This is a genomic window from Mycobacterium sp. NGS54, from assembly GCF_059812465.1.
In genome coordinates, this window is sequence record NZ_JCALCS010000001.1 from 956,087 (window position 1) to 979,860 (window position 23,774).

19 protein-coding genes are annotated in these 23,774 nt (G+C 68.6%); 3 read left to right on the plus strand and 16 right to left on the minus strand.

Annotated features, from left to right (window positions below; genetic code table 11):
• Positions 1–30 precede the first annotated feature (30 nt).
• Positions 31–987 carry a hypothetical protein gene (locus tag AC5Y5E_RS04760; protein WP_499901773.1) on the minus strand — a complete coding sequence of 319 codons (957 nt, stop codon included), beginning with the start codon at positions 985–987 and terminating at the stop codon, positions 31–33.
• A 204-nt stretch (positions 988–1,191) separates the two neighbouring features.
• Here AC5Y5E_RS04760 and AC5Y5E_RS04765 point away from each other — a divergent pair, with 204 nt between their 5' ends.
• On the plus strand, positions 1,192–3,756 hold the full coding sequence (locus AC5Y5E_RS04765) for an SEC-C metal-binding domain-containing protein (RefSeq protein ID WP_499901774.1): 2,565 nt from the start codon (positions 1,192–1,194) through the stop codon (positions 3,754–3,756).
• A 15-nt stretch (positions 3,757–3,771) separates the two neighbouring features.
• Here the strand turns inward: AC5Y5E_RS04765 and AC5Y5E_RS04770 are convergent, their stop codons facing one another.
• Positions 3,772–4,176, minus strand: a complete 405-nt coding sequence (locus AC5Y5E_RS04770; RefSeq protein WP_499901775.1) for a PIN domain-containing protein — start codon at positions 4,174–4,176, stop codon at positions 3,772–3,774.
• Positions 4,177–4,179: 3 nt separating this feature from the next.
• Positions 4,180–4,422, minus strand: a complete 243-nt coding sequence (locus AC5Y5E_RS04775; protein WP_499901776.1) for a type II toxin-antitoxin system Phd/YefM family antitoxin — start codon at positions 4,420–4,422, stop codon at positions 4,180–4,182.
• Between the two features lie 73 nt (positions 4,423–4,495).
• On the opposite strand from AC5Y5E_RS04775, the gene AC5Y5E_RS04780 reads away from it, so the two are divergent.
• Complete coding sequence (locus AC5Y5E_RS04780) at positions 4,496–5,197, plus strand: TVP38/TMEM64 family protein (protein WP_499901777.1); 702 nt, start codon at positions 4,496–4,498, stop codon at positions 5,195–5,197.
• Between the two features lie 6 nt (positions 5,198–5,203).
• On the opposite strand, the gene AC5Y5E_RS04785 is transcribed toward AC5Y5E_RS04780, so the two are convergent.
• The 12 genes from AC5Y5E_RS04785 to AC5Y5E_RS04840 form a co-directional block, all read right to left on the minus strand.
• Entirely contained in the window at positions 5,204–6,742 is a 1,539-nt protein-coding gene (locus AC5Y5E_RS04785) for an MCE family protein (RefSeq protein ID WP_499901778.1), read from the minus strand.
• A gap of 3 nt (positions 6,743–6,745) precedes the next feature.
• Complete coding sequence (locus AC5Y5E_RS04790; protein ID WP_499901779.1) at positions 6,746–7,888, minus strand: virulence factor Mce family protein; 1,143 nt, start codon at positions 7,886–7,888, stop codon at positions 6,746–6,748.
• Positions 7,885–9,342, minus strand: a complete 1,458-nt coding sequence (locus AC5Y5E_RS04795) for a virulence factor Mce family protein (RefSeq protein ID WP_499901780.1) — start codon at positions 9,340–9,342, stop codon at positions 7,885–7,887. Before AC5Y5E_RS04795 ends, AC5Y5E_RS04790 begins: the two co-directional genes overlap by 4 nt.
• Positions 9,339–10,763 carry a virulence factor Mce family protein gene (locus AC5Y5E_RS04800; RefSeq protein ID WP_499901781.1) on the minus strand — a complete coding sequence of 475 codons (1,425 nt, stop codon included), beginning with the start codon at positions 10,761–10,763 and terminating at the stop codon, positions 9,339–9,341. The genes AC5Y5E_RS04795 and AC5Y5E_RS04800 overlap by 4 nt, the downstream gene beginning before the upstream one ends.
• Positions 10,760–11,791, minus strand: coding sequence for an MCE family protein (locus AC5Y5E_RS04805; protein WP_499901782.1), 1,032 nt, complete (start codon positions 11,789–11,791; stop codon positions 10,760–10,762). Before AC5Y5E_RS04805 ends, AC5Y5E_RS04800 begins: the two co-directional genes overlap by 4 nt.
• The gene (locus AC5Y5E_RS04810; RefSeq protein WP_499901883.1) at positions 11,788–13,002 is read right to left on the minus strand and encodes an MCE family protein; all 1,215 of its coding nucleotides are present in this window, start codon (positions 13,000–13,002) and stop codon (positions 11,788–11,790) included. Before AC5Y5E_RS04810 ends, AC5Y5E_RS04805 begins: the two co-directional genes overlap by 4 nt.
• A 5-nt stretch (positions 13,003–13,007) precedes the next feature.
• Positions 13,008–13,877 (minus strand): ABC transporter permease, encoded by an 870-nt coding sequence (locus AC5Y5E_RS04815; RefSeq protein ID WP_499901783.1) that lies wholly within the window; start codon positions 13,875–13,877, stop codon positions 13,008–13,010.
• 1 nt (position 13,878) lies between these two features.
• Entirely contained in the window at positions 13,879–14,676 is a 798-nt protein-coding gene (locus AC5Y5E_RS04820) for an MlaE family ABC transporter permease (RefSeq protein WP_499901784.1), read from the minus strand.
• Entirely contained in the window at positions 14,673–15,395 is a 723-nt protein-coding gene (locus AC5Y5E_RS04825) for a FadR/GntR family transcriptional regulator (protein ID WP_499901785.1), read from the minus strand. The genes AC5Y5E_RS04820 and AC5Y5E_RS04825 overlap by 4 nt, the downstream gene beginning before the upstream one ends.
• Before the next feature lie 94 nt (positions 15,396–15,489).
• On the minus strand, positions 15,490–16,665 hold the full coding sequence (locus tag AC5Y5E_RS04830; RefSeq protein WP_499901786.1) for a glycoside hydrolase family 76 protein: 1,176 nt from the start codon (positions 16,663–16,665) through the stop codon (positions 15,490–15,492).
• Positions 16,666–16,724: 59 nt separating this feature from the next.
• The gene (locus tag AC5Y5E_RS04835) at positions 16,725–17,663 is read right to left on the minus strand and encodes a class I SAM-dependent methyltransferase (RefSeq protein ID WP_499901787.1); all 939 of its coding nucleotides are present in this window, start codon (positions 17,661–17,663) and stop codon (positions 16,725–16,727) included.
• 2 nt (positions 17,664–17,665) lie between these two features.
• Complete coding sequence (locus AC5Y5E_RS04840; protein WP_499901788.1) at positions 17,666–18,616, minus strand: class I SAM-dependent methyltransferase; 951 nt, start codon at positions 18,614–18,616, stop codon at positions 17,666–17,668.
• A 120-nt stretch (positions 18,617–18,736) separates the two neighbouring features.
• Here AC5Y5E_RS04840 and AC5Y5E_RS04845 point away from each other — a divergent pair, with 120 nt between their 5' ends.
• A complete protein-coding gene (locus tag AC5Y5E_RS04845) occupies positions 18,737–21,124 on the plus strand; it encodes a flippase-like domain-containing protein (protein WP_499901789.1) in 2,388 nt (795 codons plus the stop codon).
• Positions 21,125–21,128: 4 nt separating this feature from the next.
• On the opposite strand, the gene AC5Y5E_RS04850 is transcribed toward AC5Y5E_RS04845, so the two are convergent.
• Complete coding sequence (locus AC5Y5E_RS04850; protein WP_499901790.1) at positions 21,129–23,762, minus strand: GH92 family glycosyl hydrolase; 2,634 nt, start codon at positions 23,760–23,762, stop codon at positions 21,129–21,131.
• Between the last annotated feature and the right edge of the window lie 12 nt (positions 23,763–23,774).

The window sequence follows — 23,774 nt, forward strand, 5'->3', positions numbered from 1 at the left end:
CATTGCATCACGATGTCCTGGTGCGGCAACCTACGCCGCATGGCCATTTCCATACACGTTGCATGCCTCGGCGAACCGGGTCCACTCGGCGTCGCGCGGTCGGGCTCCGGAGGCGGTGAGCGCATCGTCGCTTACCACGAGGCCGGGCCCGATTTGTGCCAGCAACTTCGATAGTTCGAGCACCTGACCTGCCGGACCATCCGCGAAACTCTGGAACACCCTGTCGCGGAGCCGCCTCTTGGCCATGTCGACCCCCGCGGCGAGATCTAACCCGGGCAGCCGCAAGGCGGCCCCGCATCGAGCCGCCTGTTCCTCGAAACGGTCCTCCCAGCATTCCGTCCGCCACCCACTCCATATCTGCGGCAGAGACTGGAAAATGCCCACGGTGTCGGCGGTGTGCCACGCCCCCAGCGTCTTTCGGGGAACGTCGATATGTACGCCGCCTTCCGGGATCTTGCCGAGCGCCAAATCTCGAACGCCGCGGCCCGGCAGCTTTCCCAATAGCGCGGGCCCGTGCCACGCCATGCTGAGATCCCACCACAGCGGCCACATGCGGGCCTGCCCCTTGCCGTCGAGCACAGAAACAAGATGACACAACGCATTTGGATCCTCCGCAAGGCGGAGGCTCGGTTGCTTGTCCCAGCCGTGAGGGCGCAATTCGGCTCCCACATATCCAGCCAGCTCGGCCGTTCCGTCGTATGCCCAGCCGATCCAGTAGCCCGGCCATACCGCCGCCAGCACACCCATTAAGGCCCGGCGTGCGCCCATTTCGACCATCAACTCGTCGCCGAAGAACAACACCCGCCGCCGATCGAGATCGACCACCGCGCCGCCATCAGCCCACAGCGGATCGACCCACTCGTCTTTGGCGCAATGCCGCAGCGATTGCGCATACCGCAGCGCCAGTTCCGGCCCGCCGATCAACGCATCGAGTATCCGACAGCCCGCCCAGTGTGAGTAGTACAGTCGCCAATCGCCGTCCTGCACGACGACAAAGTTCGCCCTGTTTCCCATAGCACCCCGTTCGCTGTAACGCGATCTCCGACATCGCGTTGATTGAGCCGAGTGTGCAGCGGGAGACCGACAAGAACCGGTCGAGGCAGCATCGAGCCCGGGGGTTGAGGGCGGGATATCCACAAGTTGACCGACGGGGCCTCGCCAGTGGGCCAGACGCGGCATAGGGTGGTCGCCGTGGCGGAAGCGGTCGACCCGGTGCCGGACCCGGCGAGGATTCTGGCCGAGCACGGCCCCCTGCACGAGGACGAAATCGCCCAGCGGCTGCGGGACGGTGGAGTGGCCGAACCGGACAACGTACTCGAGCAGATTCGATACGAAATCGAATATCCCACAAGGCAGTTGGTCGACGAACGGTGGGTATGGCTGCCGACGCTGCTAGCCGGACGGGTGTTCACGCACCGGGTCAACGCGGACGAGGTTGCGCACGAGCTGCTCACCGTGAACCCGGATCTGAGCCCGATCACCGCGCTCTGCGACCACACCGAGTACCAACAACTCGTCGACGGGACATCGGTGCAGACGGTGCTCGTCGACTACGACGACGAACTGCTCGAACAGCGGGGCATCCCGCCCGAGGTGGTCGACCCACTAGGCGCGTTGCTCTTGGCCCCCGGCGCCCTGGGCGCGTTGGGCGTGGACGACGGGGACCTCGTCGGGGTGCGGCTAACCGAGCAGGGCCTCGCGGTTGAGCGGGTAACGGCGGTCGCGGATACCAAGGTGGGGACCCTGTTGGCGGCGACGCTCGAGGCCGATGAGCCGGCGTATTTCGACGCGGCGGTATGGACGGTGTGCACCCAGGACCCGTCGGCGTTCACCGAGCCCTTGCCGCCCGTTTCGGAGATCGTCGACGACTGCGGCCTGACGCACCACGACGAGTGGCTCGCACCCGGCGGTTTCGATTGGGACCGTTGGGATTTCGAGCGCGGCTGCACGGTTCTGGCCAACAGACATGACATCGACCGCGACGACGCGGTCGCCCTGTATACGCTGGTCAAACTCTACGAACGGGTATCGCTGCTGATCGAATCCGCCGACGTGGGCGATGCGCCGGAAGACGCGTCGACCGAAGACCACGAGCACGGGGGCCAGCCCGAAGTTGACGAGTCCGCCGCTCTGTTGGGTGAGTTGGGGGCCGCGCTTGCCGACCCGATCTTGGCGGGGCTGCTGGTGGACGAGACGATCGGAGACGGCCCCGGCGGGGCCGCCACCTTGGGCGCGTTCGCCGACATGATGGAACCGCAGGTGCCGCGGACGGCCCGCGTGGCTTTTCGCTGGCTGCGCGCGGTGGCGCTTGAGCGGATCGGCGACATCGAGGAGGCAGAACGCGAGTTCCTGGCGGCCGAGTCGATGGATCCGGATTGGCCGTTGCCGTTGTTGGACCTGGCCCGCTTCGCTTCCGATCGCGGCGACGCCACGCGGGGACTGGCGCTGCTGCGCCGCGCCGGCGCCGGGCCGGACCACCCGCTGTTGGAGCTGTTGGAACGCTGCCAGCTCGAGCCGCGCCGCGACCTCGGCCGCAACGAGCAGTGCTGGTGCGGATCCGGCCGCAAGTACAAGAAATGTCACCTGGGCCAAGAGCGACTGCCGCTTGGCGAGCGGGCGGCCTGGTTGTACGCGAAAGCCGCCCAGCACGCGCTGCTCAACGGATGGAGCGACCTACTGTTCGAGGTCGGCTACGAACGCTGCCGTCACCTCGGCGATGATCCCGACGCGGTCGACGCGGCGTTAAGCGATCCGCTGGTGTTGGACGCGGTGCTTTTCGAGGGCGGCGCCTTCGAGGAGTTCCTGGAGCTTCGGGGCTCGCTGTTGCCCGACGACGAGCGTCTGCTGGCCGCGCAATGGCTGCTCGTGGAACGGTCGGTGTTCGACGTCGAGCAGGTGCAACCCGGCGAGGGCGTCACCTTGCGCGACGTGCGGACCGGCGAAATGCACCAGGTGAGGGAGCGGGCCGCCAGTCGCCAGCTGCAATCCGGGCAGCTGGTGTGCGCGCGTGTGCTGCCCGCCGGCGTCACCGGGCAATTCTTCGGTGGCGTGGAACCGGTTGCGCTGCACGAGCGCGACTGGCTGATCGACGTGCTCGACAGCGAACCGGATGCGGTGACACTTGTGGCGCAGCTGAGCCGCCGCTTTGCGCCGCCGGCGCTGACCAACACCGAGGGTGACCCCCTCGCGTTTTGCGAGGCCACCGTGCGGTTCGGCGACCACACCGGCATCGAGGCCGCGCTCGACGCCCTCTACGACCGGGTCGACGGTGACGAGCCGGCGCGCTGGCACGAGCACGTCAGGACCGACGGCATGCCGCGCGTCCGGGCGACCCTGATCCTCGACGGCGACACCCTGCAAGCGGAGACCAACAGCGAAGAACGGATGGACCGCGTGCTGGCCACTCTCAGGGGTGTCGACCCCACGATGACCGTGATCGACGACTCCCGGACGCCGGTGCGCGGCGCCCACGACGCCGCGGAGCTGGCCAAGCAGTTTCCGTCCTCGGCCGGCAATGTGCCCGATCACGACGACCCTGAGATCGCCTCGGCCCTCAACGAATTCATCCGCGACTACGAGGCCAACTGGCTCGACACGTCGCTTCCCGCGCTTGACGGCTGCACCCCGCGGCAGGCCGCCGACGACCCCACCCGTCGCGGCGACCTGATCAAACTTCTGGATTCGTTTCCCGCCGGCGCGGCCGGTCGCGGCGGGATGGACGCCGATCGGCTGCGCGCCGCGCTGGGTCTGCGCTAGCCGAGGACATGGTTTTCATCCCGGCTCGGGCGGCTGAACATCCGACGGGAGACGAACGTCCACGAGGTCGCTGATGATCTGAAAGTCACCGGTGTTGTGGGTGAGGAGCGGCACCCGGTGAATGTTTGCGGTGGCGGCGATTACGAGATCGATTGAGCGGCGCCGCGGCTGGCCGCCCCGATTCCTCACGGCGGCCGATAGCCGACCCCATTCTCGAGCTATCTCGGCCGTGATCGGAATCGGGTCAAACGCGGATTCGATTGCGCCCAGCCGCGCCGTGCGAGAGGCCCGTTCGTCATCGTCGCCGGCGACAAGGACTCCAAAGTGGAGCTCGGCGATCGAGGCAACACTAATCGCGGCCTCGACGTTTGGTGCTGGTTCGTCCCCGATCAGGACCGAGGTATCCAGGACTACGCGCATCCGCTACACGAAGGGGTCGACGATCGAAGCGGGGAACCGCTCAAGTTCTGCGCCAAGCGTTTTCGGGGCCGGGGCGCGCCAGACCGCGCGCAGTGCCGGCCCGCTCACCCATCGCCTCTGCCCGGTGGGACCGAGCTGCGCTACCGGCCGGCCCGCAACCGTGATCGTGATCTCCTCGCCCGCTTCTGCCCGGCGCAGCACCTCGCCGACGTTATTGCGAAGTTCCTTCTGGGGAATGGTCGCCATCAATCCATGGTAGCAGAACTGCTACCATGGATTGCGGCGAGCTCACCTCCGATGCGGAACAATCGCAGTCACCATGGTCGACAGTTCCCTACCGACATCCCGGCGCCGCCACATCGTGCGGCTCGCGGTGTTCGCCGCTTTCCTGGCCGCGATGTTCTACCTGGTGGCCGTGGCGCGGGTCATCGACGTCGACGAGATCCGGCGCGCGGTCGCGGCGACGGGCCCGGCGGCGCCGCTGGCCTATGTCGTGGTGTCGGCGGTCCTTGCCGCGCTGTTCGTGCCGGGCTCGATTCTTGCGGCGGGCAGCGGGATACTGTTCGGCCCGCTGCTGGGGGTCTTCGTGACGCTGGGCGCAGCGGTGGGCACCGCGGTGGTCGCGAATCGCGTCGGCCGCCGGGCCGGCCGGGACAGCGCCCGGGCACTGCTGGGGCGCCATCGCGCCGACCGCATCGACGCGCTGATCGAACGGGGCGGGCTGTGGGCCGTCGTGGGTCAGCGATTCGTCCCGGGCATCTCCGACGCGCTTGCGTCCTACGCGTTCGGGGCTTTCGGAGTTCCGTTGTGGCAGATGGCGGTCGGCTCGTTGATCGGTTCGGCGCCAAGGGCTTTCGCCTACACCGCGCTGGGCGCCTCCATCAGGAACCTGTCGTCGCCGCTGGCGTACGCGGCGATCGCGGTGTGGTGCGTGAGCGCCATCGTCGGCGCGTTCGCGGCGCGGCACGGCTTCCGGAAATGGCGGGCGCATGCCCGGGGAGGCGCCGACGAAAAGGCGTAGGTGTTTTCAGCCCGCGGGTCCGAGCATCTGCTGCCACCCCTCGTCGCCGATATTGGCCGAATTCGCAACGGAATACACCACGCCGTCGGGCCCGACGACCTGGCCGCTCCGCACGTCGTAAAGCGCGCTCGGGGTGTAGAAGCACGGGTTGGGCTGCTGCCCGATGCACTGGACCGTGCCCGAGCCCGGCCGCTGCAGCGGATCGCTGACCGGCGGCGGGGTGCCCGGGAGCTGGTCGGCGGGCAGCGGGTTGAGGCCGTTGTCGACCGACGGCGCCGGGATCACCTGACCCGGTTTCACCGGTTGGTCGCAGCGCGCGCCCGGCGCCGGGCAGGTGAGGATCTGATTGGGGTCCCCGTACCAGGGGTTGGTGCCCAGCGGCACGTACGGCTCGGTGCTGCGGCACTCCCGGGGGGTCGCCGCCCGTTTGCCGGGCACGTCCACGCACGGGTAATTGCGCGCTCCGCGAACCGCATTCGTCGCGTCCATGGGGATCTTGCAGTAGGTGCCGGCCGGTAGCGGCGCGCTGCCGGTGTCGGCCGGCGCGCGCCACTCCGAAGCGGACAGGAAGCCGGTCAGGCACGGCGGCGGCTGGTTGAGCGCGATGGCGCCGACGCCGAGCGCCGCCTGGCCGGGCGAGTTCGCGGTGACCGACTGGGCGATGGCACCCGACTGCGGCAAGAACACCAACGCCTGCTCGACACCGTTGTGATAGCGCTTGAGCATGTCGATCACGACCTCGAGATTGGCCAGCATCTGCGGCAGCGCCTCTCGCACGTCGCCGAACGTGGCGTTCACCTGCTCGGCGGTCGGCGCCGCATTGGCCAGGATGCGTCGCACCGCCTGATCCTGCTGTGCGGCCTGCGCGGTCAGGGTGTTCAGGTTGGCGGCCCACCGCCGGATCGTGTCGGCGGAATCGGCCTGGCTGTCGATGATCGGCGCCGAACGCGCGATGATGTCGTCGACGTCGCCGATGCTGCCCCGGAAGTCGTGGGCGATCGCCTGGGTGGCATCCACCAGCCGCTGCAGCGACGGCCCCAGCCCGCCGAGGGCCTGTGACGCCTCGTAGAGGACCGAGGCGACCTTCTCCTTGGGCAGCACCGCCAACGCGCGGTTGGCGGCATCGAGCGCCGGGCCGATCTGGCTGGGGACAGTGCTTTTGGTGATCGTCTGCCCGTTTCGCAAGTAAGGCCCGCGGTTGGCGGTCGACACAAGGTCGATGTACTGCTCGCCGATCGCGGAGACCGAGTGCACGTTGGCCGACGCGTCGGCCGGTATCTGGTAGCGGTTGTCGACGCTCATGGTCGCCCGCGCCCCCCGCGCGGTCGGTTCGACGCCGGTGACCTTGCCGATGGTGATGCCCCGATACGTGACGTTGGCGGTGCGATACAGCCCGCCGGACTGCGGCAGCTCGGCGTAAACGGTGTAGCGGCCGACGCCGGCGAGGCTGGGAAGCCGCAGGTAGTACAGCCCGAGGACGAGGACGGCGGCCACCGCAACCCCCGTCAACACGACCAGCTGCGTTCTGACGGTGCGAGGCAACATCTTTCATTCGCCCCTTTCCACCAGCGGCCCGCCCGGGGCGTCGTTGGGGTTGGGCGCGTAGCGCACGTCCGGGATCATGGTGTTCGGGTCCCGTCCCCACGCCTGCTCGAGCGCGCGCAACGCCCCGGAAAAGCCGGTTCCGCTGAGCATCGCGTTGTCGAGGCTGGACAGCGTCAGGTCGAGCACGGGCGACAGATTGACGTAGTCACCGCGGATCACCTGCGTGATGTGGTCGATGTTGAACGGCGCCGTGAGGCCCAGTTTCAGCGCTCCGACCACGTAGGGCGAAGCCAGGCCGAGCTGGCTGAGCGGTCGCTGCAGCGACTGCAGGCTCCGGTTGAGGTTGGGGCGGGCATCGGCCAGCGCCCGGTTGGCGACGTCGCTGAACCGCCCGAGGGATTCGGTGGCGTCGGCGAACAGATTGCGGGTGTCGGCGAAATGCTGGATCAGCGGCGGGATCTCGGTGAGAACCCGATCCAGCGTGTCGTCGCGGTTGGCGACGATGGTCAGCAGCTGATTGGTCGAATCGATCGCCCGGACGAGGTCGTCGCGTTGGCGATTCAGCTCGGCGACGAATGCGTCCAGCCGGGTGAGCAATTCGCGAACCTGGCCGGCGTGGCCGTCAAGGATGTTGACCACCTCGGTCTGGATCGCGTCGAGGTTGGCCAGACCGCCGCCGTTGAGGATGACCGCGACGCTCGCCAGCGTCCGCTCGACCGTGGGGTAGGCCGAGGAGTTCTTCAGGGCGATGGTGTCACCGCTCCTCAACGGCTGCGCCGACGGGTTTTTCGGCGCGGCGAGCTCGACGTGCTGGGTGCCCAGCAGGCTCGTCTGGCCGATCTTGGCGGTCGCGTTGGCCGGCAGCTTCACGCCCGGATCGAGGTCGAGGGTCAGGGTGGCGATCCAGTTCTTCAGCGCGATGGCGCGCACCGTTCCGACCCATACGTCGGCGACCCGCACCCGGCTGTTTGTGTTGAGCGCCAGCGTATCCGGCATTTGCACGTAGATCGTCAGCCGGTCGGCCCCGGTGCCGCGCCCGACGGGCAACGGCACGTTGGCGATGCCCTGCCAGGTGCACGATGTCAGCACGACGGGGACCAGCAGCAGGGCGAGCAGCAACACCAGCCCGCGGCGAAGCGCGCTCACTGGCCCGGCCCCGACTCGTCGTAGGCGTTGGGCGGTCCGGGCAGATTGGTTCCCGGCGGCGGGGGCCCGGCGTCGGGGCCGCCCATCAGCTCGGCCAGCGATTCGGGGGTCAGCATGTCGGCCGTAAACGGCTGCACCCGGGTTCCCTGCATGCCAGGCGCGACGACCCAGCCCGGTTCGTGGTTGCCGTGCGAAAACGGGGTGTCGCGCGAGAAGATCCCCGGAACGGTGGTGTCCTTGTATCCGGGCGGCGGTCGCAGCCGCTCCTCGGAGTACGCCACCTCCTTGGGTAGGGTCGCCGCCGAGTTGAACGGGTTCAGGCCGACCGGCAGGTAGTTGAACTTGATGGCGTCCAGAACCGGCGCCAGATACTGCGCGCACAGCTCGGCGGAGTCCTGATAGCCCAGCCGGCTCCCGGCCTGGATCGCACTGCAGATGAACTGAATCGGGTTGGCGAAGTTGGTGAACTCGAACAAGCCCACCAGCGAGCTGTGCGCGGGGTGGTAGAGGTTGTTGAAGTTACCGGCGAAGGTGGGCAACACGTGCAGCGCGGTCTCCAGGCCGTCCCGCGCCTCGGGTTGCAGGAGCGTGGTGGTCGCGTCCGCGAGGTTGTTGACGTCGTGGCTCAGCGCGGACCTGTTGTCGTTCACGAATTTTCGGGCGGTGGTGAGCACGTCGTCGAGGTGGGTGACCGTGTCGGACACGTCGCGGTCGGATTTGGTGAACCAGCCGGTGAACTCGGCGAGGTCGTCGTTGAGCGCGACGAACTGTTGGTCGTTCTGATACAGCGCGGTGACGAACTGCGCCAGGCTTCGGGTGATCGCGACGAAGTCTCCTCGACCCTCGTTGAGCGCGGTCAGCGCCCGCGACAAGCTGTTCAGGGTTTCGTTGACCTGCTTGCCTTTTCCGGACAGGTTGTCGGCGGCCGATTCGATGATGTCGCCGAACGGTCCCTTCGGTTGCTGGGGTGTCGGGCCGAGCTGACGCAGGATGCCGTTGATGGAATCGCGCAGCTGGTCCCACTCGACGGGCACCCGGGTGCGCTCGATCGGGATGACGTCGCCGTCGCGCAGCGCCGGTCCGTCGGTGTAGGGCGGTGACAGCTGGATGGTGCGCGACGCGACCAGGCTGGGGTTCAGGATCGATGCGGTGGCCTCGGCGGGCACCTTGAATTCGTTGTTGTAGTGCAACGTGACTCGCATCCTGTCGCCGTCCGGCTCGATCTTGTCGATCGAGCCGACGCGCACACCCATGATCTGAACTTTGTCGCCCGGGTACAGCGCGAGGGTCTCGGGGAAGTACGCGACGACGGTCGTGTTGGTCAGCCTGCGGTAGAGCTGCGCCCCGGCGACGGCGGCGATGAACACGAAGACGGCCGCCAGCGCAGCCACCACCACCGCCCGCCCGGACACTTTCGGCAGGCGCAGGCTGCGGATGTCGAAGATGGTGCTCATCGGTCCCCCGTCCCTTCGGTGCGCGCGCCGGGTGGTGCGTGTGTCGGCAGCGGCGCCGGGGTGCCGGGGACGGCCGGCGGCGCCTGTCCCGGCCGGCCCGCGCTCGGGATACCGGGTGCGGGCGGCGGGCCGTCGGGGTTCGGCGGCGACGCCGCAACGTCCAGCGGCGCCGGGAACCCGCCGACGACCGGACCGAACGGGCCTTGCTCGGAAAGTGCGCACGGCAACGGGTTTGTCGGCCGCGGCGGGCTGTCGGCGGCCGGGGCGTACGAACACGGCGATCCCGGCGGGACGGCCGGTTGCGGATGGTCGGGGGTGCCCTCCAGCACCGGCGGCGCCGGCGGCGGGGCGCCGTTGGGGAACCGGCTGCCGTTGGGGTCGGGCCAGCGGAACTCCGGCAGGCCGGCGCCACGCCAGAAGTTCTCCGGGTCGATGCCCCGCTTCTTGAATGCGGCGTCCACCCACGGCTGAAGGATTTGGTAGGGCAGCAGGTTCGCCACGATCGCCTTGAAGTACGGCCCGGACGCGACGGCCTCGGTCAGGGATGCGGTGTATCGGCTGAGCAGTACCAGCACATCGGCCAATTCCTTCTTGCGTTTCACCAATTCGTCGCTGACCGTGCCCAATTGCTCCAGCACGCGGTGGGCGTTCGGGTTTTCGTTGATCAGGGCGGACACCTGCGTCGAGACGGCCGACACGTTGCTCAGCAGGATGCTCAGCGCCTGGCTGCGCTGCCGGAACGCACCCAGCAGGGTCTTGGCGTTGACCAACAGCCCGTCGACCTGCTGGCTGCGGTCGCCGAGTACGCGGGTGAGCTTGCTCGCGTTGGCCAGCAGTTGCTTGATCTGATCGTCGCGCCTGCCGACGGTGTCGGAGAACTTGGCCACCCCGTCAAGGGCGGCGCTCAGGTGCGGCGCGGTCTGATCGAACGTCTCGGACAACACGTTCAGCGACCGTTTGACGGCGTCGATGTCCCAGTCCGTCGCGGCCCTCGTGACGTCGACGAACGCGTCGTAGATCTGGTAGGGCGTGGTCGTCTGCCCCGACGGGATAACGTCGTTGGGCCGCAACGGATCCGCCCCGCGGTTTTCGATCGCCATGTTCTTGCGGCCGAGCAGGGTGTCGGTGCGGATCGCGGCGCGGCTCTGCCGCCCGATCGTCCGGCCGGGCATCGAGAAGCCGATCAGGACCCGGTTGCCGTGGATCGCCAGCGAGCGCACCAGTCCGACGTTCACCCCGGCGATCTCGACCTTGTCGCCGGCGCTGATGCCGCCGGTGTCGGCGAATTGGGCGTAGTAGGTGGGCATGGCGAACAGCATCGGCACGCTGGTGAAGCTCTGGCCCACACCGACGGCCAGCAGCGTGACCAGCGCGCCCATCAGTCCGACGCGGGTGCGGTTGAACTCCGTCAGCGTTCTCATTGCGGCGTGCACCTCCCGGTGGGCTGGCCGAAGAGCTTGATGGTGCGCACCGGACCGCCGGGCTGTAAGCCGTTGACCTTGATCGCGATATCGCACAGGTAGAAGTTGTAGAAGTCGCCGTAGATGCCGCCGGCGCGGCCGATGACGCGAAAAGCGTTCGGCAGCTTGGCCAGCACACCGTCGAGGGTGGGCAGGTCGTTGATGAGCGGTTGCTGGATGCCCTCGAGGCGCTCGAGGGTGCCGTGCAGCAGTGGCCGGTCCTCACCCAGCAGGTCGGCCAGGGTTCCAGCGGCGTCGCTGATGTGCGCCGCCGCCGCGGCCAGCGGGTCGGCCCGGTTTTTCAGCCCGGTGATCAGCAGGTCCAAGTTGTCGACCGTTCGGTCGAAGTCCTTCTGATGCTTGACGGTGGTGGCGAGCACGGTGTTGAGGTTGGTGACGACCTCACCGATCGCCTTGTCACGGTCGGCCAGCGCCGCGGTCAGCGCGGCGGTCTGGTCGAGGATGTCGTTGATGGTGGCGCCCTGGCCCTGGAACACGGTGATGATCGACTGCGCAATGCTGTTGACCTTGTTCGGGTCCAGCGCCTTGAATAGCGGACGGAACCCGCCGATCAAAGCGTCGAGATCCAACGCCGGTTGGGTGTGCTCGATCGGGATCGTGCCACCGGGTGCCAGCCGCTGTCCGCTGTCGCCGTGTTTGAGCTCCAGGTAGCGGTCGCCGATCAGGTTGAGGTAGCGGATCGACGCGGTCGTGGCCCGATCCAGCGGCAGCGAGCGATCCACGTTGAACTCCACCAACACTCGCGCGTCCCGGTCAATCAACGTCACCTTGGAGACCTTGCCGACCTCGACCCCCGACGCGCGGACGAACTGCCCGGCCCGAAGCCCACCCGCGTCGCTGAACACCGCGGAGTACCCGGTGGTGTGGCCGAATCGCACCTGGCCGAACACGACGACGATCAGCACGGTGAACATCGCCAGCACCAACCAGAAGACGCCGAGTTTGACCGCTGTGCCGGTGGTTCTCATGGGTTGATCGTGTTCTCCCCGTATTGGCGGCCCCAGACGTATTCGGTCGCCAGCGGCTGGCCGAGCTCGAGGTGGTTGTAGGGCACCAGGCTGGCGCCGGTGTCCATCACCAGATACGGGGCCGGCCACAGGTCCCGGGTGATCTTCTGCCAGCAGCCCGGCCTGCCCCCGGGTCCGCCGCGGGCGTTCACCCGCGGCAGGTTGTCCGGATAGACGTAGGGGTTGGGCGCCCCGATGAGCGATCCCGCGGCCGACAGCGAATAGCCGTTGCCGCCGGCCGCTTTGGCGACCTCGGGTGCGGCGTCGTGAAAATTGCGGATCGTGCAGAACATTTCGGGGCTGTAGGTGTCGAGCAGTTCCGCGGTGGGCACGAGGTCGGCGGCCCCGCGCGCCAGGTACGGCCCGCCCTTGGCGAAGACCTCCTCGCCGGTGCCGCCCACTCCCACCGCCGCCAGCAGCGCGGCGTCCAGGTCGCCCTGCTGCCTGGTCAGCGTGCGCGCGATGGTCACCGCGTTACGCAGGAAGTCCCACAGATCGGGTGAGGCGCCGGTGTAGACGTCGGCCAGGTCGGCCAACCGGCGCACGTCGTACCGGATCTGCGGCATCCGCGGATTGAGTTGCGCGAGAATCTCGTTGCCGTTGACGATCGACTGGCCGAACTTGGCCCCGAGGCCGTCCAGCGCCTGCGCCAGCGCGGACAGCGTCGCGTTCAGTTCGATCGGATCCACCTTCTCGGATATCGAGGTGACCGTCTCGAACAGCGTGTTGAATTCGGTGGTGACCGACCGCACGTCGATCACGTCGTGCGGCGAGATTCGCCGCGGCGCCGGGTCTTCCGGTGAGATCAGCGACACGTATTTGTTGCCGAACAGGGTGGCCGCCTCGATGTTGGCCACCACGTTGGCCGGAATCAGGTTGAGGTAGCGCGGATTCACGTCCAACACCAGCTTGGCCGCCGGCCGGCCGTCGCGCTGGATCTCCGAGATGTGCGACACCCGGCCGATCTCCACCCCGTTGTAGGTGACCTTCGATCCCGTTTCCATCACCAGGCCGGCCCGCGAGGCCACCATCGTCAGCTGGGTCTTGGGCGTGAAGTCGCCCCGAAACTGCAAGTACACCAGCGCAAGAACCAGCCCGCAGGCCGCCACCAGGATCACACCCTCGACGTACACCCACGCCCGTCGGTTCTTCCGCGTCGCCGGCGCCGCCATGGCCGTCACACCGTGAGGTTGAAGTTGGGGTCGACGCCGTAGAGCGCCAACTGGGCCAGCAGGACGACAACCACCACCGAGACGAGCGAGAATCGCATCGAGCGGCCCACGGCCTGGCCGACGCCGACCGGGCCGCCGCTGGCGGTGTAGCCGTAGTAGCAGTGGGTGATCATCACGACCACCGCGATGATGACGACCTCCACCACCGACCAGCCCACGTCCTCGGGCCGCAGGAAGGTGCGGAAGTAGTGCTCGTAGGTGCCGTTCGACTGGCCGTAGAACACCGTCGTGACGACCTGACCCGACGTGAACGCCATGTCCAGCGCGAGGGCGTAGAGCGGCACGATCACCGCCAGCCCGCCCAGAATCCGGGTGGAGACCAGGAATGAGATCGACTTGATGCCCATGACTTCCAGCGCGTCGATCTCCTCACTGATCCGCATGGCGCCCAGCTGGGCGGTGGCGCCGGCGCCGACCGTGGCGGCCAGCGTGACCCCGGCGACGATGGGCGCGGCGATGCGGGTGTTCGCCAGTGCGGCAAAGAATCCGGTGAAGGCCTCGACGCCGATGTTGCCCAGCGACGCGAAGCCCTGGATGGCGATCAGCGAACCGCCGGACAGGGTGACGAAGCCGATGATCGCGACCGTGCCGCCGACCACGGCCATCGCGCCGGTGCCCATGCCGATCTCGGCGATGAGCCGCAGCGTCTCCCGCCGATAGTGGCGCAACGCCCACCCGATCTCCCCGACGCTGATCCGGGTGAACCTCGCGAAAACCCCGATTTGCCAGAGCCTTCGGGTCGCGCCACCGCCGTAGCGGTTGAGGTTGGCGGCGGTCCGCGGGTAGCGGGACCGGAACACCGCTGCGGTCGACACGTCAGCGCCCCGTCCCGAACCGCACGCCGATCGTGGTCAGCACCACGTTGACCGCGAACAGCGCGATCACGCACAGCACCAGCGTCTCGTTCACCGCGGTTCCGACGCCCTTGGGCCCGCCCTTCGTGGTCAGGCCGCGATAGCAGCCGACCAGGCCGGCGATGGTTCCGAACGTGGCCGACTTGACCACCGAGATGACCACCTCGGGCAGGCCGGTGATCAGGGTGAGGGTGCCGACGTAGGCGCCGGCCGAAATGTGTTGGATGTAAACGCCGAAGATGAATCCGCCGACCAGGCCGATCGTGATCACGGCGCCGTTGAGCAGGGTGGCTACGATGGTGGCGGCGACGACGCGGGGAACCACCAGCCGGTGGATCGGGTCGATGCCGAGCACCTCCAGCGCGTCGATCTCCTCGCGGATGGTCCGCGCGCCGAGGTCGGCGCAGATCGCGGTGGACCCGGCACCGGCGATCACCAGGACGGTGGTCAGCGGCCCCAGCTGCGTGACCGCGCCCAGCGCCGCACCCGCGCCGGAGATGTCGGCAGCGCCGAACTCCGCCAGCAGGATGTTGAGCGTGAAGATGATGAGCACGGTCAGCGGGATCGAGACCGCGAGCGTGGGCAGGAGCGAGACGCTGGTGATGAACCAGCCCTGCTCGATCGTCTCGCGCCACTGAAAGGGACGCCGGAACAGGGCCTTTCCGGTCAGGACGCAGGTGCGGAAGAAACCGCCGATCGCGTCGATGCCGGGCTGAACCTGGCCCCGCAGGTAGGCGGTGACCACGGCGTGGGTGCTCATCGACGCTTCCCCCGGCGGTCGAGCGCGGCCGTCATCGAGGTGTTGGCGAGTTCCAGCATGTCCTGGGCGGCCTTCTTCGCCGCGGCCGGATCGCCGGCACGGATCGCATCGGCCAATTTCCGGTAGCCGTCCGGACGTTTGACCTCGCTCGTCATGGCGGCGGCCAGGGCGTCCAGCGCCGGCTCGTACGCGGCGCGAAAAGCGTTGTACATCAACCGGAACACGATCGAGCCGGCGCCGTCGACCACGTGATCCCAGAACGCGAGCGTGGCGCGTTGCCACTCGACCGGGTCTTGGCGGCCCTCGAGGACCCGCAGGGAGTCCTCGAGCGAAGCGGCCAATTCGGGCCCGCGTTGTTCGGCCGCGAGCTCGGCGACCTTCGGACCGATGCGCAGCCGGGCCTCCAGCATGCTGTGGAAGACGGCGAGGTCGAGCTCGCCGTTGCGAAACAGTAAGCGCGGCAGCAGGTCGAGGCCGGCATGCCGCCGGAAATCACGCACGGTCGTGACGCCGCCCTGGCGCACCTCGACCAGGCTGGCCGCCGAAAGGCGCTTGAGCGCCTCGCGAACGGCCGGCCGAGATACCCCGAAAACCTCGGCCAACCGCCGTTCGCTGGGCAACGCCTCGCCGGGTTGCATCTCGCCGCTGAGGACGTCGGTCGCGATCTGCTCGAACACCTCTTCGGGCACCGATCGGCGGATCACCGGCTGCAGCGCCATGGGTGAAGTGTGATTGGTCGGAGGTCAGACGTCAAGTGGTCAGACCAGTGTGTCGCGTTCACAACGCCGCTTGCGGCCCTGGGCCGCGGCGGGCTCAGTGCCCGGCGGAGGTGAGCTGGTAGTCCGCCTCGAGGAGCATCCACCCGCTCAGCTGTACCGAGAGATCGTGGCTCTGGTTCGGCGACGAAGCCAGCAACGAGGGCGCGGTGACCGGGCGAGCCCAATGCGCACCGAACAGCGGCAGCCCGTCCACCTCGGCGCGGTTGTCCCAGGCCGCCCGCGCGGAGGCGTGCACGAGCCGGGCGGCGGTGGTGTCGCCCAGCGCGAGCGCGGTCTGGGCGAGATATCTGGCGAGGATGCCCATGAACAGCCCGGAGTCGTTCCCGGCGGCTCCGGTGATCACGCCCGCGTCGGCGAGCCTGTCGGCGGTGGCGGCGACGAGCGCCGCCGCGCGGTCGCGATGGCTCGAATCGTCTGTGCGCAAGGCCAATTCGGTCTCCAGGCCGATGGCCACGCCCTGACAGTAGGTCATCAGCGAGCGGTTCACCGGCCCGCCGGGTTCGTGCACGCCGTCAAAGATGAGGCCGCTGTCGGTGTCGCGCAGCCGGGTCTGCAGGTAATCGGCGAGCCGTTCGGCGCGGGACAGTTCGCCCAGGCGCGCCAACGCGATGCCGGCCGGACCGATCGCGGAGGTGCTGTAGTAATCGTGGCCGAGCTTCCAGGGCACCGCGCGGACGGCCGGATTCCAGCCGTCAAGCAGGGCGGTCCGCAGCTTGGGAACGGCATCGTCGAACCGGACGCCGAGCAGCCTGTCGGCGCGTTCGAGCGCCAGCACCAGCCAAGACATGTCGTCGTAGTACGCGTTGGTCCAGCCGGTGAGATTGCGGGTGTGAATGCCGCGCGCGATGGCGCCGATCCGGTCGACGCGTTCGGGGGTGCGTGCGCGGTAGGCGGCATCCACCGCGCAGTCCAGCAGGTGGGCCTGCCACCAGTAACACCAGCGCGCCAACAACAATCGGTCGAACAGCGACGACGGCCAGTGCAGCGTGCCAAGTTGCACCCCGGAGTGCCACCAGAGCGGGTGAACGTGCCGCGCCATGACCGCCCGCTCCGCCAGGTCCGCCCGCTCCGCGAGCCCCACCGGGCCGAGGGACGACTTCTCCGTAATCGCCACCGCCCGCGTCGGCTGTATCACCGCGGTGAGCGCGAAGGCGCCCGCGATCGCGAAAAGCACATCGCGCCGGCTGATCCCCTTGTTCGGGCGATCCATCCGCTCGAGTTCCCCTTTGCTGACAACGATCGCCGGGGCCGGAAACCGTGCAGCTGATTTTATCGCCGTGCAGTCACGAACAGATTCCCCGGAACCTGGTCCTCGACCTCTTTCGGGGCTCGGCGACCGTACTCGGCCATCAGCTCGCCGGCCGACTGCACCGTCACGGCCCAGCCGTGGCGGCCGAACCAGTCACCGACCTCTGCGCGCTCCTCGAAGTAGAACAACTCCTCGTTGTTGGGGATCTGGCGCTGCGGGTCCAGTTTGGTGACCAGGGCGCGGATCCGCTCCATGCGCGTGCGGCGGTTGGCGCGGAACTCCGGGTCGAGGAACTTCGGTCCCAGCGCTTCCACGGCGACCCGGCTGCCGGGGACGGCAAGCCCGTCGACGCGTTCGAACAACAGGTCCTGGGCCGCGGCGGGCAGGTAGGGCATCAGGCCCTCGGCCGACCAGGCGCTGGGCGCCGACGGGTCAAAACCCGCCTGCCGCAACGCCGTCGGCCAGTCCTGACGCAGGTCCACCGGGACGGCGACGCGTTTGCAGGCGGGCTGCGCCCCATAGGCGTCCAGCGTCGACGATTTGAACTCCAGCACCCGCGGCTGGTCGAGCTCGTACACCGTGACACCGTCCGGCCAGGGCAGCCGCCACGCCCGCGAGTCCAAACCCGCCGCCAGGATCACCGCCTGGCGGATTCCGGCCTCGCCGGCGTTGATGAAGAAGTTATCGAAAAACGCCGTGCGGCAAGCCATGTAGCCGACCATCGCCTTCATCTGCAACTGCAGGCTCGGCTCGGCCTGAAGGACCTCGGCGGGCAGCTGCGACGCGGAGTACCAATTCCACAGCCCGTCACCGGCGGCGTCGAGGAAGACCCGCGCGAACGGGTCGCTGATCAACGGGTTCTCGCTCTCGGTTTCCATGGCGCGCGCCGAGGCCACGCCCAGGGCCGTCGCCCCCACGCTTTCGGTGATCTCCCAGGTGTCGTCGTCGGTTCTGGCCACGCTCAGTTCCCCTCGGTCCGCTGTGCCGACACGAACAAGGCTCGCGGGACGGCGTCCTCGATGCCCTCGGGGGGCCTGCGATCGTAGCGGGCCATCAGCTCCGCGGCCGGCGTCACCGTCACGTCCCAGCCGTGCCGGCGCAGCCAATCGCCGACGTCCTCACGCTCCTCGAAGTACCACAGGTCCTGGACTTCGGGGATGTCGCGTTCGGGCTGCAGCCTGGCCATCAGCTCGCGCACCCGCTGCATGGTCTGGCGCTGCCTGTCGCGGGCGGCCTGGTCCATGAAGCCCGGGCCGGGCGCCTCCACGGCGATCCGGCTGCCGGGCGTGCCGAGCGCATGGACCCGCTCGAAGAGCAGCTCCTGCGCCACCGCCGGCAGGAACGGCAGCAGCCCCTCGGCCGACCAGGCGCTCGGCGCGGCGGCGTCAAAACCTGCCTCCCGCAACGCGTCCGGCCAGTCGTGGCGCAGGTCGATCGGGACGTGCACCAGGTTGCACGTCGGCTGCGCGCCGTGCTCGGCCAACGTCGCGGCCTTGAACTCCAGCACGCGGGGCTGGTCGAGCTCGAACACCGTGGTGCCGTCCGGCCAGGGCAGCCGCCACGCCCGCGAGTCCAAGCCGGCCGCCAGGATCACCACCTGGGGCACGCCGGCCCGGGTGGCGTCCAAGAAGAACTGGTCGAAGAACGCCGTCCGGGCCGCCATGTACCCGACCATTCCGCGCATACGCGGCAGCAGGTCGGGCTCCGCGTCGGTGATCTCGGCGGGCAGGTCCGGGGCGGCGAACCAGTTCCACATGCCCTCGCCGGCGGCGTCGAGGAAGACGCGCGCGAACGGGTCGCTGATCAGTGGGTTTTCGCTCTCGGTTTCCGCCGCGCGGGCGGCCGCGACGCCCAGCGCGGTGGCGCCCACGCTCTCGGTGATCTCCCACGTGTCGTTGTCGGTTCTGGCCACGTCCGGTCCCCTCCAATTCGCTAGCACGGCTACGAATCGACCCTACGCGCGCCGCATGTGAACAACCTGTCCGTCAGGTTCCTGCGCCCTGACCGGCAAGTATCCGGTTAAGGTCTCGACATGCGGGTTGACGGGCGCGAGATCAGCGTTTCGGGCGACTTGCTGCAACCGCTGAACCGGCGGACCAACGACATCCTCCGGCTCGCCGCGACGGTGGTCTTCTTCGCGATCGTGATCGCCGGTTCGCTGATCACCCGCCCGCAGTGGGTCGCGCTGGAGAAGTCGATATCGGAGATCGTCGGGGTGCTGACCCCCACCCAGTCGGATCTCGTCTACCTGGTGTACGGCATCGCGATCCTGGCGCTGCCGTTCGCGATCCTGATCGGGTTGATCGCGGGCCGCCAGTGGAAAATGCTCGGCGCCTACGCGGCCGCGGGGCTGCTGGCGGTGCTTCCGCTGTCCATCGGCGGCAACGGCATCTCCGCGCCGCGATGGCATTTCGACCTCACCGATCGACCGCAGACCGTGCTGGCCCAGATCTTGGACGACCCGCGCTGGATCGCTCTGCTCGCGGCCGTCCTGACCGTGTCGGGTCCCTGGTTGCCCGCGCGCTGGCGGCACTGGTGGTGGACGCTGCTGCTGGCCTTCGTGCCGATTCACCTTTTTATCAGCGCCATCGTGCCGGCGCGTACCTTGCTGGGGCTGGCGGTCGGGTGGTTCGTCGGCGCGCTGGTGGTGCTGGTCGTCGGCACCCCCGCGCTCGAGGTGCCGCTGGAGGGCACGGTGCGCGCGCTGGCCAAACGCGGCTGCGTGGTCTCCGCGCTTCAGGTGGTCCGGCCCGCCGGGCCCGGGCCGCTCGTGTTGTCGGCCGCGTGCATGGATTCCGAGCCGCCCTCCGACCACGCGTTGATCGAGTTGTACGGCCCGCATCAACGCAGCGGCGGCGCATTGCTTCAGCTATGGCGCAAACTTCGGCTGCGGGCCCGAGAGACCGCTCCCCTGGTCGCGTCGATGCGCCGCGCCGTCGAACATCGCGCGCTGATGGCCATCGCCATCGGCGACATCGGCGTCGCCAACACGACGACGGTCGCCGTCGCCCCCCTTGACCGGGGGTGGATGTTGTACGCGCACAGGACCGTTCGGGGAACGCCGCTCGAACGGTGCGCCTTGACAACTCCGGTCGAACGCGCGTGGGAGTCGCTGCGAATCCTCAACGACAACCAGATCTCCCACGGCGACCTGCGCGCGACGACGATCACGGTCGACGACGGGCGGGTGCTGTTCGGCGGGTTCGGCAACGCCGAGTACGGCGCCACCGAGACCCAACTCCAGTCCGACATCGCCCAACTGCTCGTGACGACGTCGGCGCTGTACGACGCGGAGTCGGCGGTGGGCGCCGCGATCGACGCGTTCGGCAAGGACACCGTGCTGAGCGCTTCGCGCCGGCTCACGAAATCGGCGATGCCCAAACCACTCCGGCGATCGATCGCCGATGCCGGCGCGGTGATCTCCGGCGCCCGCGCGGAGGTGAAGCGGCAGACCGGTGCGGATCAGATCAAGACCGAAACGATCACCCGGTTCACCCGCAGGCAGGTCATCCAGCTGGTGCTGTTGGTCGCGCTCGTGTATGTCGCGTACCCGTTCATCAGCACCGTGCCGACGTTCATTTCCCAAGTGAGTCGGGCGAATTGGTGGTGGGCGCTGCTGGGCCTGGTCATTTCGGCGCTGACGTATGTGGGCGCGGCCGCCGCCCTGTGGGCGAGCGCCGACGAATCGGTGGTCTTCTGGAAGCTGTCGATAGCCCAGGTGGCCAACACATTTGCGGCGACCACGACGCCGGCCGGGGTCGGCGGCCTCGCGCTCAGCACGCGGTATCTGCAGAAGGGCGGAGGGCTGTCCGCGGTGCGGGCCACGACCGCGGTGGCGCTGCAGCAAGCGGTGCAGGTGATCATGCACCTGGTCTTGCTGATCCTGTTTACCACCGTCGCGGGCGCGCAGATGGATCTGTCGCACTACGTCCCGAGCGCCACGGTGCTGTACCTGATCGCGGGCGTCGCGCTGGGCGGCGTCGGCACCTTACTGTTGGTGCCGAGGCTGCGGCGGTGGCTGGCCACGGACCTGCGCCCGAGGCTGAAAGAGCTCGGCGGCGACCTCGTCGAGGTGGCCCGGGAACCCAAACGACTGGGGTTGATCGTGCTCGGTTGCGCCGGGACGACTCTCGGTGCGGCGCTGGCGCTGTGGACCAGCGTCGAGGCCTTCGGCGGCGGCGCGTCGTTCGTCACCTGCACGGTGGTGACGATGGTCGGCGGGACGCTGGCCTCGGCCGCCCCGACGCCCGGCGGTGTCGGCGCCGTGGAGGCCGCCCTGATCGGTGGGCTGGCCGCGTTCGGCATTCCCGCGGCCGTCGGCGTGCCGTCGGTGCTGCTGTATCGCGTGCTCACCTGCTGGCTGCCCGTGTTCGCCGGCTGGCCGGTGATGCGGTGGCTGACGGAGAACGAGATGATCTGAGGCCTCAGGGCTCGTCGGGTCCGCTGTGAACGGCGACGAAAACGATTGAGCCCCGCACTGTTTCGCCGGCCGCGGTGCTCAGGAACAGCGCGTAGTACGCGTCGGGCACCGACTGCGCCACGGTGACCCCGACGTCCACGGCGGCCGCCCCATCGGCGCCGAACTTCCCGGACGCGGGCGCCACCGTGACCCCGGCGTCGGAGGACGTGCCGGTGATGCGGAAGCCGTCGACGCCGTCGACCATCCGTTGCAGGTCGACCTTCACGGTGCCGGCATGCCCGGGCGCGATCGTGACGATGGGCCGCGGGACGTTGACGGTGACCGCCGAGCTTCCCGCGCCGAATGACGGCGGCGCGGAGTCCTCGGCGGTGCCCCACGACTTGTCCGGGTAGGCGGCCAGCGAAAACTTCAGATCGCCGCCGGCGCGGACGACCCGTTCCGGGAGCCACGTGCGGTCGGTGGCCTCCCCGTCGACGGACAGGCCGCTGATGTAGCGCAATCGGTGCGGCCCGGATGCGCCCGGGGCGGAGATCCGGATCGATCCGCCTTGGGGAAGGGTGATTACGGCCCGGTCGAACAGCGGTGTGGCAACGGTGAGGATCGGGGTCCCCGGAGTGCTCGGATACAGGCCGAGGGCGGCCCACACGTACCAGCTGGACAGCGCCCCGAGGTCGTCGTTGCCCGGCGCGCCGTCGGGCGTCGGACCGAACAGCCCGCGGACCCGGTCGACCGTGAGCTGAGTCTTCCAGGGCTGGCCGACGTAGTTATACAGCCAGGGCACCCCGAAGCCGGGCTCGTTGCCGGCCCAGAGATACGGCTCGTTCGGGCCCTCGTTGAGCTTCTCGGTGAACCGGTCGAGACGCGCGACGACCGCGGAGCGGCCGCCGAGCGCCGTCACCAGGCCGGCGACGTTCTGCGGCACCCACCAGACGTACTGCTCGGCGTTGCCCTCGTCGTACCCGTCCTGGCCGAAACCCGAACGGGAATCGACGAATCCGGGGCCATCGCGGAAGAACCCCATCGTGCTGCGGGGGGAGATGTAGCGGGTGCTGGGATTGAACACGTTCTGCCAGTACTGCGCGCGGATCTGGAATTCGGCGGCGGTCGCGGTGTCGCCCAGCGATTCGGCGAATCGGGAGATGGCGAAGTCGTCGACCGACCACTCCAGGGTGATGGAGGCGTCGGAGATCCAGCCGCCGCCGAACTCGACGGTGTAGGGCGCGTAGCCCAACCCGAGGTAGGTGGCGATGCCCGGGCGCTCCACGTAGCCGCCCAGCCCGGCGCCGCCTTTCGTCGCCGCGTTGACCATGTAGCGCAACGCCGTGTGGACGTCGAAGTCCTTGGCGCCGAAGGCGTACAAGTTCGCGATGAGCGGAACCACGTTGTCCCCGCTCATCTCGCCGGTCGCCGAATTCGCCAGCGCCCAACGGGGAAACGATCCGCTCTGCTCGGCGTCGTTGACCAGTGATTGGGCCATGTCGCTGGCCTGCTTGGGGAAGAGCAGTCCCTGCAGGGCGGCCAGGCTCCGGTAGGTGTCCCAGTCGGAGAAGTTGGCGTACTGGGTGCGTCCCTTCTCCACGCTGTGAATGACGCCGTCGAAACCGATGTAGCGACCGTCGGCGTCGTTGAATGTGTTGGGGTGCAGCAGCGACCGGTACAGCGAGGTGTAGAAGGCGTCCAGGTTGCCCACCTTCCGGCCGGCCACCGCGATGCAGGACAGCGTGGCATTCCAGTTCGATACCGCGGCGGCGCGCACGTCGTCGAAGCTCGCGTTGCCCTCGGCCGCCAGGTTCGCGCGCGCGCCGTCGATGCCGACGTAGGAGATCGCGGTCCGCACCTCGAGCACGGCCCCGGGCGGGAATTCCACGTAGCCCCCGCTGTAGGGCGACACCGCGGTGCGGGCGCCGGCATAGACGGAATAGCCGTCCCAGGCGCCGTAGGAGATGAACGGCCGGCTGAACTTCATGGCGAAATACACCGTGTAGGTGTTCCTCTTGCCGCAGAATCCGCCGCTGGTCGCCCACCCGGTGATCGTGGTGTTGTCGTCGCCGATCTCGATGGCGGCGCGCGAATTGCCCGCCAGCGACGCGCCGGAGCGCACGTGGAACAGCGCGGGCCGGCCGTTGCGCGGATAGCGGAAGCGGCCGACGCCGGTGCGGGTGGTGGCGGTGAGTTCGGCGGTCACGCCGGTGCCGGGAAACCGCACCGTGTAGTAACCCGGCGCGCCCTGCTCGGTGTCGTCGTGGGCGATCCGTTCCCAGGCGTTCCACGGCTGCCCGCCGATCGGCGTCGTGGTCGGCAGCATCGAGATGTCGCCGAACGCGGGGCAGCCCACGGAGGCGTGGGTCATGCTGAACCCGGTGGCGCGCGGGTTGTCGTAGTTGTAGCCGGCGTAGTTGCCGACCGTGTCCGGCGAGTACTGCACCATTCCGAACGGCGCGGAGGCGCCGGGAAAGCCGTTGATCTCCCCCACCGTCTCACCGCCGGTGCCCGTGCCGATGAGCGTGTCGACGTGGTCGACGGGATTGGTCACGAGCGGCGGCTCACCGTCGTACGCGATCGGCGGGGCCGCCGCGATGAACGTCAGGAAAACGGCGCCCGCCGCGACCACCGCGATGAGGGCCCTGCGTGACCGCATAGCTGTTCTCTA